Below are 13,822 nucleotides of genomic sequence, written 5' to 3'. Positions count from 1 at the left end.
GTAGCGGGCTTGACCGGCTTGACCGGGTAGGCGGGCTTCTCGGGGTAGGCGGGCTTGACCGGCTTGACCGGGTAGGCGGGCTTCTCGGGGTAGGCGGGCTTGACCGGCTTGACCGGGTAGGCGGGCTTCTCGGGGTAGGCGGGTTTGACGGGCTTGACCGGGTAGGCGGGCTTCTCGGGGTAGGCGGGTTTGACGGGCTTGACCGGGTAGGCAGGCTTCTCGGGGTAGGCGGGTTTGACGGGCTTGACCGGGTAGGCAGGCTTCTCCGGGTAAGCGGGTTTGACGGGCTTGACCGGGTAGGCAGGCTTTTCTGGATAAGCGGGTTTGACTGGCTTGACCGGGTAGGCAGGCTTCTCCGGGTAGGCAGGCTTGACGGGCTTGACCGGGTAGGCGGGCTTGACCGGCTTGACCGGGTAAGCGGGCTTGACCGGCTTAGTGGGGTATTCCGGCTTGACCGGCTTGACCGGGTGCTCGGGCTTGACTGGGTGCACCGGGTATTCGGGCTTGACGGGGTGCACGGGATAGTCCGGCTTGACGGGGTGCACCGGGTGGTCCGGCTTGACCGGGTGTACCGGATACTCGGGCTTGACGGGATGCACCGGGTGCTCGGGCTTGACCGGGTGTACCGGGTATGCGGGCTTGGTCCCGTGTGCCGGGTGGGCGGGCTTGGCCGGGTACGGCGGGTGCGGGGTGGTGTCGTCCTGGGCGTGGGCGGTGCCCGTGCTCGCCAGTGCGGCTGCGGCGAGCGCGGCAGCCATGGCGGCTGGCGCCAGAACTGATCGCCATCTAGGCGATGTCGTCATTGTTTCCACTCTCCTCGACTTGGTTCAGGGCCTCGTGACGGCTGGTCAGCACCAAGAGCCGGACAGTGGAATGAATAGGAAATCGGCTGATATGAATAACACTACGTCGGCCATAAGCCACCGGATGGTGTAGCACAGGAGGCCAGTTGGCCCGGGGGAGGAGTGGGTCGCGGCGGCGGTCCCCGCAACCTCGGACGCCGTCAGGCGGCGGGCTGGACGAGCCCCGACTCGTACGCGAACGTCACCGCCTGGACACGGGCGCGGGCGCCGATCTTGGCGAGGATGTTGCTGACGTGTGTCTTGACGGTGGTCGGGGCGATGGCCAGCCGCTCGGCGATCTCGGCGTTGGACCAGCCGGAGGCAACCGCGGTGAGGACATCGCGCTCGCGTCCGGTGAGGGTGGTGAGGCCGGATCCGCCAGGGAGGGTGCGGCTGGTGCGTTGTTCGCGGACGGTGTCGATGAGTGTCCGGGTCAGGTCCGGGGTGATGACGGCGTCTCCCGCGGCGATGATGCGGACGGCCGAGGCGAGTTCGTCGGGGGCGGAGTCTTCGAGCAGGAACCCGTCGGCACCGGCGCGCAGGGCGGCGTAGGCGTGGCTCTCGTGGCCCGCGTGGGTGAGTACCAGGACGCGGGGCGCGTGCGTGTCCGCCTCGGCCGGCTGGAGGGGCCGGGGACCGTGTCGGGGTCGTGCGAGGCGCCGGACGGTGGTGATGTCGTCGTCCGCGCCGGAAGGCTGACTGCCCATCAGGACGACGTCGGGACGGAGCGTGGCGCTCATGCGCACCGCCTCGGCCCCGCTCGACGCCTCCCCGACGACGCTCAGGTCGGGCTCGGGTTCCAGGAGCATGCGCAGGGCGAGGCGCTGCAGTGACTGGTCGTTGACCACGAGTACGGAGACCATGTCTGTCATCTCCCTCGAACGGAACGAAACGGTTTCGTTCAGAACGTTAGCGTAGCGCGTGTAAAGGCGACGTAGGCGAATGCCCAGGACTTCGAGGTACAGGGCTGCGGGCGCGGCCCGGCCAGGGGTGGCCGGTCGGGCGGCCAGGTGGCGTTCGACGGCGTGGACGATGAGGCCGCCGAGCGGGCTGAAGTGCAGCTCGTCGCGGTCATCGAGTTCCGGCGGATGTACGGCCGCCCGGACTGTTTCATCCGCGTCGCCGTGGCGGACCACGCCGTCTACGAGGCCTTCCTCACCGGCCGGCTCAGCGGCCTGCGGGCCGTCCTTCGGCTCGAGTCCCACCTCACCATGAAGCAGATCAAGGCGGACGGCTGACCGCGGGTTTCAGGGCCGTTCGGCGACACCGGGCGGCTGAAAGCGGCTTGAAACCGTTCTGAACCGTCCGTGCCGCACGCTCTGCGGCATGACGACGACGGACCACGAACTCGCGATCGCGGCCACGGGGCTGCGCAAGGCCTACGGGGACAAGACCGTCCTGGACGGCATCGACATCCAGGTACCCGCGGGCACGATCTTCTCCCTTCTCGGGCCGAACGGCGCCGGCAAGACCACCGCGGTCAACATCCTGTCCACGCTGATCTCCGCAGACGGGGGACAGGCGCGGATCGCCGGGCACGATCTCAGCGCCGAGGCCCAGGCGGTGCGGGCCGCCATCGGGGTCACCGGTCAGTTCTCCGCGGTGGACGGACTGATCACCGGCGAGGAGAACATGCTGCTCATGGCGGACCTGCACCACCTCGCCAAGCGCGAGGGACGGCAGGTCACCGCCCAGCTGCTGGAGCGCTTCGACCTCACCGCCGCCGCCCGGAAGCCCGCCTCCACCTACTCCGGCGGCATGAAGCGCCGCCTCGACATCGCCATGACCCTGGTCGGCGGCCCCCGGATCATCTTCCTCGACGAACCCACCACCGGTCTCGACCCGCGTTCCCGGCACAACATGTGGCAGATCATCCGCGAGCTGGTCTCCGACGGAGTCACCGTCTTCCTCACCACGCAGTACCTGGAGGAGGCCGACCAACTCGCCGACCGCATCGCGGTGCTCGACGGCGGCAGGCTGGTCGCCCAGGGCACCGCCGAGGAACTCAAGCGGCTCGTTCCCGGCGGCCATGTGCGACTGCGCTTCTCCGACCCGGTGGCCTACGAACGGGCGGCCACCGCACTGCGCGAGACCACCCGCGACGACGACGCCCTCACGCTCCAGATCCCGAGCGGCGGCAGCCAGCGCGAGCTGCGCTCCATCCTCGACTGGCTCGACTCGGCCGGAGTCGAGGCCGACGAGCTGTCCGTGCACACCCCCGACCTGGACGACGTGTTCTTCGCCCTGACCGCGAACACCGCCACCGCCCCCACCGCTCCCACCAAGGAGACCGTCCGATGAGCGCCCCCGCCACCCCCGCCGCCCACGCCACCCACGCCCTGCGCGACAACCTCACCATGCTGCGGCGCAACCTCCTGCACGCCCGCCGCTACCCCTCCCTCACCCTGAACCTCCTGCTCACCCCGGTCATCCTGCTGCTGCTCTTCGTCTACATCTTCGGCAACGTGATGAGCGCCGGTATCACCGGCGGCTCCGCCGACCGCGGTGAGTACATCGCCTACATCGTCCCCGGAATCCTGCTCATGACCATCGGCGGGACAGCCATCGGCACCGCGGTGTCCGTGGCCTCCGACATGACCGAGGGCATCATCGCCCGGTTCCGCACCATGGCCATCTCCCGTCCCTCCGTGCTGATCGGCCATGTCCTCGGGAGCGTGATCCAGACCCTGATGGCGCTGGTGGTGGTGCTGGGCGTCGGGCTGGCCATCGGCTTCCGGCCCGACGCGACACCGCTGGAGTGGCTCGCGGCGGCCGGACTGCTGACACTGGTCAGCGTCGCGCTGATCTGGATCGCCGTCGGCATGGGACTGGTCAGCCCCAACGCCGAAGGCGCCAGCAACCTCGCACTGCCCCTGATGGTGCTGCCGTTGCTGTCCAGCGCGTTCGTACCCGTGGACGCCATGCCGGGCTGGTTCCAGCCGATCGCCGAGTACCAGCCGTTCTCGCCCGCCATCGAGACCCTGCGCGGACTGCTGATGGGCAGCGAGATCGGCACGAAGAACGCGCTGCTCACCATCGGCTGGTGCCTGGCCCTGACCCTGCTGGGCTACTTCTGGTCCAAGGCACGGTTCAACCACGAGCCGGGGCAGTGAGCTCGCGCCACGCCACGACCCGCGACCCCTCCCGCCCCGGGGCGGCGTACCTCGACCTCGCGTCGGCGTACGCCGCCCTGCCGGCGTTCTCGGCCGCCGTGTCGCCCCGGCCCGGTCCGGAGAGCCAACTCGGTCGACGCCCGTGAAGGGCGGCCGGCGCCACTGCGGTCGCGTACTGGGCACGGGGGGCCGCGACCGGGATGATGAACGAGCCGGCCGCGCCGATCTCCCAAGGAGAGTGACCGCTGATGCGAGTGTGTGTGATCGGGGCCGGCCCCGGGGGAATCGTCACCGCCAAGGTGCTGCTGGAGAACGGCTTCGACGTCACCGTCCTCGACAAGTACCGGCAGGTCGGCGGAGTCTGGTCGGCGGGAGGCTGCTACGACGGGCTGGCCAACCAGGCCGCGCGCCGCCTGTTCGAGTTCGCGGACCTGCCCAACCGCCTGCACTTCGCCGACGCGGTGGACACGCAGCGCTATCTGGAGCACTACGCCGAGACCTTCGGCGTGCTGGCCCGCGTCCGGCCCGGCACCGAGGTGGTCTCCGTCCGGCCGGTGGAGGGGCCCGGGCGGCCGGGTGCCGCCGGCTGGTCGGTCGACTCACGTCCCGCCGGAGACGAGACGGCGAAGGTCCGTCGCGAGGAGTTCGACCACGTCGTCGTCGCCAGCGGGGCCCATCACCACCCCCGTCTGCCCGAGTTGCCCGGCCGCACGGCGTTCCACGGGACCGTGCTGCACTCCAACGAGGTACGGGCCGGGACCTTCACCGGCCGGCGTGTGGTCGTCGTGGGCGGCGGCAAGTCCGCGCTGGACCTCGTCACCCGCGCCGCGCGCGAGGCGACCTCGGCCACCCTCGTGCAGCGCAGGGTGAACTGGATGATCCCCGAGCGGCTCCTGCTCGGATCGGTCGGCTACAAGTGGATCCTGTTCACCCGGTTCGGCGAGGCACTCCTGCCCCGCTACCACGATCCGGGGTGCGTCCGCCCGATCGACCGCCTCGACGAGCGGGTCAAGCGGGCCCTGTGGTGGCTCATCACCCGCGACCTGCTGTTCTCCACCGGCCTTCACCGGCTCCCGAAGCACCTGCGGCCCGATCGCGCCCTGCCCTTCCACCTGGCCCACGCGGGAGTGATGCCACGCGGCTACGTCCGTGCCGTGCGCCGCGGCCTGATCGCCGCCGAGGTCAGCGCGGTCGAGGCGTACACCGACCAGGGGCTTCGACTGGCGACCGGCGAGGAAGTCGCCGCGGACGTCATCGTGTTCGCCACAGGGCACCGCAAGGTCTTCCCGTTCCTGGACCCGAGCGTCCGCGTACACGATTCCGCCGGTCGGCTACGGCTCTACCGGGGCATCGTGCCCCCCGGCGCCGACCGGCTGGGATTCGTCGGTTTCCGGCAGGTCTTCAACAACATCATGGGCATGGAACTCACCGCGCACTGGCTCGCCCGCCACTTCCGGGCGACGCTGCGCACGGCCCCGAGCGAACGGGAGATGCGGGACGCCGTCGACGCCCGCCTGGCCTGGCAGGAACAGGTGCTGCCGGGCTCCGGCGGCTACGACTTCGGCCCCTACGACATCCACTGCGCGGATGAACTCCTGCACGACATGGGGTTGCCGTCCCGCCGCACCGGAAACCTGCTGGCGGAATACCTCCTTCCCGGCGGAGTCGCCCACCGGTACGGGGGCCTGGCCCAATCGCGCCAGGAGGAATGATCCTGCTCCTGCAGGGGAGCCGCTGGTTGGCACGGACCCGCCCTCCGTGGTGAGCTGATGCCGACAGGCGAGTCACGGTGAGGGGCAGGGGCGAAGGCCACGGACGACGGGAGCGACTTCGGCATGGTGGCGGGCATGGACGAGTTCCTCCGACGGGTGAACCCCGACATGTGTGTGGTCACGGCGGCGGCCGGCGGTGAACGGGCAGGCTGTCTGGTCGGGTTCGCCTCACAGTGCTCCATCGATCCGGTGCGGTGGGTGGTGTGGCTCTCGGAGGCCAACCACACCTTCCGGGTGGCCCGGTCCGCACAGGTCCTGGCCGTGCACCTGCTGGCCCGCGAACAGCACGCCCTGGCCGACCTGTTCGGCGGACGCACCGGCGACCGGGAGGACAAGTTCCGGCACGTCCGGTGGCGGGAGGGACACGGCGGGGCCGTCGTCCTCCAGGACGCCCCGGCCTGGTTCGTCGGCCGGATCGTCACCCGCGTCGGCGGCGGCGACCACATCGGCTTCGTCCTCCACCCGGTCGAATGGGGCGACGACGAGACGTACGAAGGGCCGCTGCTGCGCCTCCATGACGCCCGGACCATCGAGCCGGGCCACCCGGTCGGCTGACCGAGCACCGGGCCCATGGATGAGGTCAAGGTCGTCGTCGCCCACTCCGAGCGGGCGACCCTGCGCGTCGGCGACGTGTTCCTGAAGGTGGACGCCGATCAGGGACGTATCGACGTCGAGGTCGAGTCGATGGCTCTGGCGCCGGTCCCCACCCCGGAGATCCTCTGGCGCAAGCCGCCGGTGCTGGCACTCGCCGCGGTCCCCGGGGCGACGCTCGGCCGCCTCGGCGAGCCGTCGACCGCGTCGCCGGCGGCGTGGGCCGCGGCGGGTGCCGCCGTCCGGGAGTTGCACGACGCGCCGTTGCCGCCCCGACCCGGCCGGGCCGGCCGGGGTCTCGACGAGTTGGCGGCGGATCTCGACGGCGAGTGCGAGTTGCTCGTGGCCAACGGCGTCCTGCCCGCCGACCTGGTCGCACGCAACCGCCAGATCGCCGACGCCGCGCTGCGGCCGTGGACTCCGGCGTTCACACACGGCGACCTGCAGATCGCTCACGTGTTCGTCGACGGTGGCCGGATCACGGGCATCATCGACTGGTCCGAGGCGGGTCAGGGCGACGCCCTGTTCGACCTCGCCACCTTGACGCTCGGACACGAGGGACAGCTCTGCCACGTCGTCGCCGGCTACGGCACCGACGTCGACCTGGACGTCATCCGCGCCTGGTGGTCGTTGCGCAGCCTGCTGGCGGTCCGCTGGCTGATCGAGCACGGCTTCGACCCCTTCGCGCCGGGCTGTGAGGTCGACGTACTGAGGTCCCGGATGTGAGGTGCTCAGCCGGGGGAGGGGAGCCGGTGGGCAAAGCGGCGGACGGCATCGGTAAAGGCATCCGGGTCGTCGAAGTTCGCGAGGTGCCGTGCCCTCGGGATCAACTCGACGCGAGCGCACGGATGCGCCCGGGCGAAGTCGGCCTCCCCGGCACGGAAGACGGTGTCCTTCTCGCCGTTCAGGATCAGAACCGGAGCCTTCACATGGCGCATCGCCCCCGCGTCGAAGCGTCCGAGCACGTCGGCCCAGGCTGCGGGCAGCGTATGGAAGGCATAGCCGGAGCGGATGGTCGCTTCCACCACTTCCCGTGGGTAGAGCCGCCTCAGCAATCGGTCGTTCCACCGGGTCAGGCGATCGGCCGGGATACGAGGTACCAGCGTGGCGACCCACCGATAGGGCGCCGCCCAGAGGCCGCGGGTGGAGGCGCTGGCGCCAGCGAGGATCATCCCGCGCAGTCGTTCCGGACAGCGCCGCGCGAACTCCAGCGAGGCATATCCGCCGAGCGAGTGTCCGACGACCAGAGCCGGCCCGCTGTCGAGCGAGTCCACCGCGGAAGCGATGACCTCGGTCGCGCTGCTCAGGCTCCAGGGCTGAGCGGCGCGCTCGCCGTGGCCGGGCAGGTCGACGGCGGCCACCGGGAATTCGTCGCGGAGCGCGGCAACCTGCATGCTCCACTGGCCGGCGCTGAAGCGCGTCCCGTGAACGAAGACGATCGGCACCGCATCCGCTGTCGTCATCAGCCCCCCTGGTGACACCGGCCTCAAGTCGACTCTAGCGGCAGGGTCTTCGACGAGGCGTGTCGCCCCTCGCACCCGCGCGGCACTGCCCGCCGGCCGCCAGTGGTCCCGTACGTGACGCCCCGGACCCGGAACAACCGCAGCCGCAACCCGGCGCTGTGGGAGTCCGCGGACCTCGTCACCTGGTCCCAGCCGTGGCTGCCCGACATCGCGGCGCGATCCCCGACGGCACCCTCTTCCAGTCAGGTCCCCCGCTGCTTAACGTTCCTCGCATGGATCATCGCGAGCGGCAGTCGGTACGGCACTTCGATCACTGTCCGTGGCTCTTCGCCGGGGAGGCGACCCAGGCGCAGCGCCTGGCCCAGCGGGAGCGGCAGCGGGCCGTCGGCGGGGACGCCGAGTTCGGAGAGCGGTGTTACGTCGCCGACTCCGCAGCCGTGTTCCCGGACCGGCTGCGACTCGGCGACGACTCGTACATCGCCGCGCACGCCTACGTCACCGGCGAGTTGACCACCGGGACGGACTGCACGCTGAATCCCTTCACCACGGTGCGGGGCAAGGTCTCTCTGGGCGACGGCGTGCGAATCGGCGCGCACACCTCGATGCTCGGCTTCAACCACTCCATGGCCCCCGACCGGCCGGTCTTCCAGCAGCCCCTCACCAGCCGGGGGATCAAGGTGGGGAACGACGTGTGGATCGGCTCGCACGTGGTCGTGGTGGACGGTGTGACCATCGGCGACCACTGTGTCGTGGGCGCCGGGGCGGTGGTCACCAGAGATCTGCCCGCCTGGACCGTGGCCGCCGGGAACCCCGCCCGGTCGATCCGCGACCGGCGCCGCAGGAGCGTGGGTCACGCGGGCCCACCCGGAGACCTCGGGAACGACCTGACCCGGTTCGCCGACGCCGCCCGCGTCCAGGCCGCCGACATCCTCGCCCGGTGCTGGGACGGCGACCGGTACGCCGACCGGCCCGGGGCCGCGCCCACGATGCGGGCGCACTGCGACGCCGTGGAGATCGCCGACCTGCTGCTCGGCTGCGCTCCGCCGCAGATGGCCGCCGAGGAGCATGTCCAGCGGTTGAGCGCGGCGCAGGACCCGGTCAGCGGTCTGGTGCCGGAATTCGGCGAGCCGCTCCCGAAGGAGGACGACGACGGCGACGGCCTGACCGGCAGCGGGGCCGCGCTGTACCACATCCTGTCCGTCGGCTACGCCCTCGACGTGCTGGGCGCGTCGTTCCCCCACCCGATCCGCGGCGTACGGGACATGACGGCACGTCAACTCCTAGAACGGCTGCGTGACCTGCCCTGGCGCGACGGCGCGTGGACCGCCGGCGCCTGGATCGACGCCTGGGCCACGGCCGCCCGCTGGAACCTGCGGCACGGCGAGGGCGGCACATCCGGCTCGCTGGAGGCGTTGTTCGGCTGGCTGCTCACCCGGGCCGATCCGTGGACCGGCATGTGGGGGAGCCCTTCCGCGCAGGCCGGCCGACTCCAGGTCGTCAACGGCTACTACCGGCTTACGCGCGGCTCGTTCGCCCAGTTCGGAGTGGAGGTACCGCATCCGGAACGGGTGGTGGACACCGTCCTGGCCCACGCGCACGACGCCCGTCACTTCGGGGCCGGAAAGGCCAACGCCTGCAACGTCCTGGACGTCGCCCACCCGCTGTGGCTGTGCTCCCGACAGCTCGCCACGGGCACCGGGGGTGAGGGATATCGTTCGGCGGACATTCGCGCCTGGGCCGAGCGGCAGCTGACAGCCGTCCTGCCCGCGTGGCGGGGCGGCCAGGGCTTCGGATTCGGTACCGGCACGGCCGGTCCCGGTCCGGAACCCGGGCTTCAGGGCACCGAGATGTGGCTGGCCATCGTCTGGTACCTGGCTGATCTGCTGGGCCGGTCGGACGAGCTCGGCTATCGCCCCCGCGGAGTCCACCAACCGGAGGCGGGCAGCGCCTTTCCGGAGGAGTCACGTCCCGGGTAGGCCGGTGCGCCCGAGCACCCATTCCGGGATTCGCGACGCCGAACGCGCCGCGATCACCGCGACACGTGCGCCACGGCGCCGCGCGAGCGTCCGCCCCGGTCTACTCCGTGCCGTTTGCCGGCAGGCGCTCCGGCAGCCCGAGGCGCGGGAACCGGTCGTCGTGGAACGTGGTGATCTCGGCGATCGCCCCGCCGGTGACGCGCAGGACGTCGATCGTCAGCGGCAGGTAGGCGCCCTCCCGCTGCTGCCAGAGGTAGAAGGCGACGGCGGGCTGCCGGTTCACGCAGGTGGGGACGGTGCGCAGGCCCTTCATGCCCACGAAGCCGCTCTCGATCCAGTCCCGCACCACCGCGTCGCGGCCGACGTACAGGCCCGGCGTGGGCGGCATCGAGCAGCGGACGTCGTCCCGCAGCAGCGCGGCGAGCCGGTCGACGTCCGTGGCCACGCTGGCGTCCGTGTAGCGGCGTACCAGCTCACGCGTCCCGGCGTCCTGTTCGCCGCCGGTCCAGTCCTGCCGCTCGGCGGGCAGGTGCTCCCGCAGGCCGGCACGGGCCCGCTGCAGCGCGCTGTTCACGGAGTTGACGGAGTCCCCGAGGCACTCCGCGACGTCCTTCGCCGGCCAGCCGACCACGTCCCGCAGGATCAGCACGGCCCGTGGGCGCGGCGCGAGGTGCTGGACCGCGACCAGGTACGCCAGCTCGATGGTCTCCCGCGCGACGGCGACGGTCTCCGGCTCGTCCGCGTCGCCCGCCGGCAGCTCGTCGAGCAGCCGGTCCGGGTAGGGCTGCAGCCACAGCACCTCGCCGCCGGCCGCGGGCTCCGGGCGGCTCTTGGCGAGCAGGTCCAGGCAGGCGTTGGTGGCGATCCGGTACAGCCAGGCCCGGAACGTCGACCGCCCCTCGAAGGTCTCGCGCCGCCGCCAGGCACGGAGCAGCGTCTCCTGCACGGTGTCCTCGGCGTCCTCGAAGGACCCGAGCATCCGGTAGCAGTGCACGTGCAACTCCCGCCGGTGCCGCTCCGCCAGCCCCGAGAACTCCGACTCGTCGACCTCGCCCAGACCGCTCACGCCCAGCTCCTCCAGCCGTGTGTCCGCACTCATCACGTCATCCTCCCGCCTCGTCGTGCCCCGTCGTGGGTCTCGTAGGTGTGACGGGTGCGGGCGCGAAAACTCATCACCGGGGTCGGTCGGCCAGGCTCAGGGTGGCCCGGCTCGCCGCCGTGCGTCCCGTGACCGATCGCACGACCTGACGGTACGGCGACCTTGATAGCCTCCGAGAGCCAGTCGAGCCACATCCGAGGCCAGGGAATCCGGTGCGAACCCGGAACTGACGCGCAGCGGTGAGGGGGACGGGCGGGGCACGACGCCACTGGGAGACCGGGAAGGCGCCCCGACCGGATGATCCCGAGTCCGGAGACCTGCTGGCACCTCCGCGCCCCCGCGCGGAGGGAAGTCCGTAGGCCAGGCTCCGCGAACGAGCCCCGACCCCCGAGGCATGCCCGTGCTCCGCGCCCCCGCCCGGCTGCTCACCGCCTGTGGCTCCTCCTCCGGCGGCGGCGCGCAGACGGAGAAGGCCACTGCCGCCGGTTACCCGGTCACCATCGACAACTGCGGTGCCGAGGTCACCCTGGAGTCGGCACCGAAGCGGGCACCTCGACATCCAGGGCCACCCCACGATCCGCTTCCTGCGTCCCGCAGCCGGCCAGGATCTCTCCGCAAGAGGAGCACGACGAGCGATGCCCCGACGGCAAGCTGAAGAACGACGTACCGAGCACACCCCCGCCGCACCCGCCCCCTGCCGCATCGTCGTCTGCCGGGACTGCTGCTGCGGAACCCGGAAAGTGCCTAGAGTCGATCACGACCGGCAGGTCAGGTATCTGGCCGAGCGCGCCCCCGTGCGCGTCTCGGACTGCCTCGACGTGTGCGAACACGCCAACGTGATCGTTGTCCAGCCCTCCGCGGCCGGACGCGCCGCCGGTGCCCGCCCGGTCTGGCTCGGCCTCGTCAACGATCCGGACGCCACCGAGGACATCGCCGCCTGGGTCCGCGCCGGCGGCCCCGGCATCGCCCCCTGCCCCGACATCCTCGACCTCTACGTCTTCACGCCGCGGCGAACCGGAAGAGGTTGAAGCGGTACGCCCGCACGTCGCGGCGGCGAAGTACCGAGGCGGCGCGCAGCATCAGGCGAGAGGCCGGGTCCAGCCGGCGGGCCACGGGGGTGGGCAGGCGGGCGAAGGTGCGGGAGTCGGCCAGGTGGACGCCCGGGCGCCAGCGCTCCAGGGCCGCCGGGTCGTCGCAGCGCCAGCGCATCCGGGCCGCCATCTCGGCCAGGACGTCGTGGCTGTCCTGACGGTCCACCATGCGCCCGGCGGCGGTCTCCAGAGCGAGCAGGGCGCCCGGTAGCCGCTCGGCGATCAGGTCGAACACCGAGCGGACCTGATGCTCTTCCAGGTAGATGAGCACGGCCTCGGCGGCCAGGAAGTACGGCCCCGGGGCCTCCCGCACCGCGTCGGTCCAGGCCGGATCGGTGACCGAGGCGGCGAGCATGCGCCTGCGGTCGGTGTCCTCGAAGAACGCGCGCCGCAGCTCGATGACGTCCGGCAGGTCCAGGTCGATCCAGTGCGCGGTGCCGTTGTCGAGCCGTTCGAACCGGGTGTTGAGACCGGTGCCGATCTCCACGACCGTGCCCGTGGGATGCTGCCGGAGGAAGTCGCTGACCCAGCCGTCGAACAGCAGGGTCCGCAGGTTCGCGCCGAGCAGGCTCTTGGCTCCGTCGAACCGGGTGAAGTCGTAGTCGATGGCGTCGACCATCTCCACCGCGCGCGGGTCGCTGAGCATGCCGTTCCGCTTGCGCGTCTCCACCGCCCGTGCGTAGAGCGGGATGAGCAATGTCTTCTGGACGTCGCCGAGTTCGGGCGGCTGCTTGGACCGGGTCACTGGATGCGCCTCCTGGGCTATGCCTTGAGCCTCTTCGACTTCTCCACGGCGGCGGCGAGGCGTTCGACGACGGGGGCCCATCCCGCGTAGCTGAACCGCTCCTCCATCGACCAGGGCGTGGTCTGGCCGGCCTTGACCGCGGGCAGCTCACGCCAGGTGGCTTTCTGGTTCAGCTGCTCCAGGGACATGGACGCGGAGCGGTTGTCGACCATGATGAGGTCGGCGTGGTACTTGTCGGCGTTCTCCCAGCTGAGGAACTCCCAGAAGCCCCACTCGTCGGACTTCCTGCCCTCGACGAACTCCACGCCCAGATCCTTGAAATAGTTCAGGTCGCAGTACGAATCCGGGACGGCGACGTAGAAGTTGTCCTTGTCGCCGGTGATGGCCATGACCTTCAGCCCGCCGTTGGCCTCGGCCGCGCCGCGCAGGGTCTCGATGGCCTTCTCGAATCGGGCCTTGGCGTCCGTTACTTGCTTAGCGCTCAGGTCCGCGCCGAGCGACTCGGCGAGTTCGGCGGTCCGCTTGAGCGGGTTGAGCAGGGAGGTGCGGGCGACGCTGATGCCGACCGTGGGAGCCAGGGCCTCGACCTTCTTCGTGCTCTCCTCAGGGACGAACCACAGGCCCGGCGGCGGGAACATGTTGCTGATCAGCAGGTCGGGCTGGAGGGCGGCGTACTTCTCGACGTTGAACTGGCCCCAGGCGGTGCCCAGGCTGGTCAGCTCGGACACGTTCATGTCGCCGGCCTGCGGGTTGGGCTTGCCGTCCACCGGTTCGCTGGGGCCGAAGACGCCCTTGCACTCGATGCCGTAGTCGTACAGGGCGGCGGCGGTGCTGACGAACGCGACGATCGTCTCGGGCTTCTTGTCGGTCCTGGCCGTGCGGCCGCGGTCGTCCTTGAAGGACCACGGTCCGCTGCTCGCTGCCGCCTTGGCCGATGCCCCGGGCGTGTCCTTGTCGTCGTTGCCGCATGCGGCGAGCAAGGGGCCGAGGGTGAGCGCGCCGCCCAGTGCGAGCAGGCTACGACGGGACGGGCCCGGCGAGGCGTCGGAGTAGGGCGTCGTTGCGGTCATAAGGGCTTCTCCCACACAGCGAAACGGACAGGTAAGGCTAACCTAAGTTATCCGGGTTCG

At 70.9% G+C, this 13,822-nt stretch carries 14 protein-coding genes, 1 pseudogene and 1 riboswitch; of the genes and pseudogenes, 9 read left to right on the top strand and 6 right to left on the bottom strand.

The genetic code is table 11. The annotated features are described in order from the left end of the window. A pseudogene (locus ACZ4UU_RS33050) lies at positions 1-758 on the bottom strand (hypothetical protein); the annotation flags it as partial. A 245-nt stretch (positions 759-1,003) separates the two neighbouring features. Then, a complete protein-coding gene (locus ACZ4UU_RS33045) occupies positions 1,004-1,705 on the bottom strand; it encodes a LuxR C-terminal-related transcriptional regulator (protein ID WP_471907054.1) in 702 nt (233 codons plus the stop codon). 162 nt (positions 1,706-1,867) lie between these two features. On the opposite strand from ACZ4UU_RS33045, the gene ACZ4UU_RS33040 reads away from it, so the two are divergent. The 7 genes from ACZ4UU_RS33040 to ACZ4UU_RS33010 all read left to right on the top strand — a co-directional run bounded on the left by ACZ4UU_RS33040 (position 1,868) and on the right by ACZ4UU_RS33010 (position 7,044). Continuing rightward, the gene (locus tag ACZ4UU_RS33040; protein ID WP_471907053.1) at positions 1,868-2,080 is read left to right on the top strand and encodes an Lrp/AsnC ligand binding domain-containing protein; all 213 of its coding nucleotides are present in this window, start codon (positions 1,868-1,870) and stop codon (positions 2,078-2,080) included. Positions 2,081-2,168: 88 nt separating this feature from the next. Then, positions 2,169-3,143 (top strand): ATP-binding cassette domain-containing protein, encoded by a 975-nt coding sequence (locus ACZ4UU_RS33035; protein WP_471907052.1) that lies wholly within the window; start codon positions 2,169-2,171, stop codon positions 3,141-3,143. Next, positions 3,140-3,955 carry an ABC transporter permease gene (locus ACZ4UU_RS33030; RefSeq protein ID WP_471907051.1) on the top strand — a complete coding sequence of 272 codons (816 nt, stop codon included), beginning with the start codon at positions 3,140-3,142 and terminating at the stop codon, positions 3,953-3,955. Before ACZ4UU_RS33035 ends, ACZ4UU_RS33030 begins: the two co-directional genes overlap by 4 nt. Further along, positions 3,952-4,101, top strand: a complete 150-nt coding sequence (locus ACZ4UU_RS33025) for a hypothetical protein (protein ID WP_471907050.1) — start codon at positions 3,952-3,954, stop codon at positions 4,099-4,101. Before ACZ4UU_RS33030 ends, ACZ4UU_RS33025 begins: the two co-directional genes overlap by 4 nt. Before the next feature lie 102 nt (positions 4,102-4,203). Further along, positions 4,204-5,667, top strand: a complete 1,464-nt coding sequence (locus ACZ4UU_RS33020) for a flavin-containing monooxygenase (protein ID WP_471907049.1) — start codon at positions 4,204-4,206, stop codon at positions 5,665-5,667. A gap of 126 nt (positions 5,668-5,793) precedes the next feature. After that, positions 5,794-6,282, top strand: a complete 489-nt coding sequence (locus tag ACZ4UU_RS33015; RefSeq protein ID WP_471907097.1) for a flavin reductase family protein — start codon at positions 5,794-5,796, stop codon at positions 6,280-6,282. Between the two features lie 15 nt (positions 6,283-6,297). Further along, positions 6,298-7,044: a phosphotransferase family protein gene (locus ACZ4UU_RS33010; protein WP_471907048.1), complete on the top strand. Its 747-nt coding sequence runs from the start codon at positions 6,298-6,300 to the stop codon at positions 7,042-7,044. A 5-nt stretch (positions 7,045-7,049) separates the two neighbouring features. Here the strand turns inward: ACZ4UU_RS33010 and ACZ4UU_RS33005 are convergent, their stop codons facing one another. Further along, positions 7,050-7,781 carry an alpha/beta fold hydrolase gene (locus tag ACZ4UU_RS33005; protein ID WP_471907047.1) on the bottom strand — a complete coding sequence of 244 codons (732 nt, stop codon included), beginning with the start codon at positions 7,779-7,781 and terminating at the stop codon, positions 7,050-7,052. Between the two features lie 272 nt (positions 7,782-8,053). Here ACZ4UU_RS33005 and ACZ4UU_RS33000 point away from each other — a divergent pair, with 272 nt between their 5' ends. Continuing rightward, on the top strand, positions 8,054-9,757 hold the full coding sequence (locus ACZ4UU_RS33000) for an acyltransferase (protein ID WP_471907046.1): 1,704 nt from the start codon (positions 8,054-8,056) through the stop codon (positions 9,755-9,757). Between the two features lie 100 nt (positions 9,758-9,857). Here ACZ4UU_RS33000 and ACZ4UU_RS32995 read toward each other — a convergent pair whose 3' ends face one another. After that, positions 9,858-10,856: an RNA polymerase subunit sigma-70 gene (locus tag ACZ4UU_RS32995; RefSeq protein ID WP_471907045.1), complete on the bottom strand. Its 999-nt coding sequence runs from the start codon at positions 10,854-10,856 to the stop codon at positions 9,858-9,860. A 163-nt stretch (positions 10,857-11,019) separates the two neighbouring features. Beyond that, a riboswitch (cobalamin riboswitch) is annotated at positions 11,020-11,195 on the top strand. Between the two features lie 296 nt (positions 11,196-11,491). Here ACZ4UU_RS32995 and ACZ4UU_RS32990 point away from each other — a divergent pair. Continuing rightward, a complete protein-coding gene (locus ACZ4UU_RS32990; RefSeq protein WP_471907044.1) occupies positions 11,492-11,884 on the top strand; it encodes a (2Fe-2S) ferredoxin domain-containing protein in 393 nt (130 codons plus the stop codon). Here ACZ4UU_RS32990 and ACZ4UU_RS32985 read toward each other — a convergent pair. Then, complete coding sequence (locus tag ACZ4UU_RS32985; RefSeq protein WP_471907043.1) at positions 11,856-12,692, bottom strand: class I SAM-dependent methyltransferase; 837 nt, start codon at positions 12,690-12,692, stop codon at positions 11,856-11,858. The genes ACZ4UU_RS32990 and ACZ4UU_RS32985 overlap by 29 nt on opposite strands. A 17-nt stretch (positions 12,693-12,709) precedes the next feature. Next, positions 12,710-13,762: an ABC transporter substrate-binding protein gene (locus ACZ4UU_RS32980; RefSeq protein WP_471907042.1), complete on the bottom strand. Its 1,053-nt coding sequence runs from the start codon at positions 13,760-13,762 to the stop codon at positions 12,710-12,712. Positions 13,763-13,822: the final 60 nt, after the last annotated feature.

The organism is Streptomyces sp. NPDC028907 (assembly GCF_055564995.1).
This window is presented reverse-complemented; position numbering and strand designations above follow the sequence as displayed.

Bases quoted from the DNA above. Each gene is read 5' to 3' on its own strand.
- ACZ4UU_RS33045 (WP_471907054.1), bottom strand. From the start codon at position 1,705: ATGGTCTCCGTACTCGTGGTCAACGACCAGTCACTGCAGCGCCTCGCC.
- ACZ4UU_RS33035 (WP_471907052.1), top strand. From the start codon at position 2,169: ATGACGACGACGGACCACGAACTCGCGATCGCGGCCACGGGGCTGCGC.
- ACZ4UU_RS33030 (WP_471907051.1), top strand. From the start codon at position 3,140: ATGAGCGCCCCCGCCACCCCCGCCGCCCACGCCACCCACGCCCTGCGC.
- ACZ4UU_RS33020 (WP_471907049.1), top strand. From the start codon at position 4,204: ATGCGAGTGTGTGTGATCGGGGCCGGCCCCGGGGGAATCGTCACCGCC.
- ACZ4UU_RS33010 (WP_471907048.1), top strand. From the start codon at position 6,298: ATGGATGAGGTCAAGGTCGTCGTCGCCCACTCCGAGCGGGCGACCCTG.
- ACZ4UU_RS33005 (WP_471907047.1), bottom strand. From the start codon at position 7,781: ATGACGACAGCGGATGCGGTGCCGATCGTCTTCGTTCACGGGACGCGC.
- ACZ4UU_RS33000 (WP_471907046.1), top strand. From the start codon at position 8,054: ATGGATCATCGCGAGCGGCAGTCGGTACGGCACTTCGATCACTGTCCG.
- ACZ4UU_RS32995 (WP_471907045.1), bottom strand. From the start codon at position 10,856: ATGAGTGCGGACACACGGCTGGAGGAGCTGGGCGTGAGCGGTCTGGGC.
- ACZ4UU_RS32990 (WP_471907044.1), top strand. From the start codon at position 11,492: ATGCCCCGACGGCAAGCTGAAGAACGACGTACCGAGCACACCCCCGCC.
- ACZ4UU_RS32980 (WP_471907042.1), bottom strand. From the start codon at position 13,762: ATGACCGCAACGACGCCCTACTCCGACGCCTCGCCGGGCCCGTCCCGT.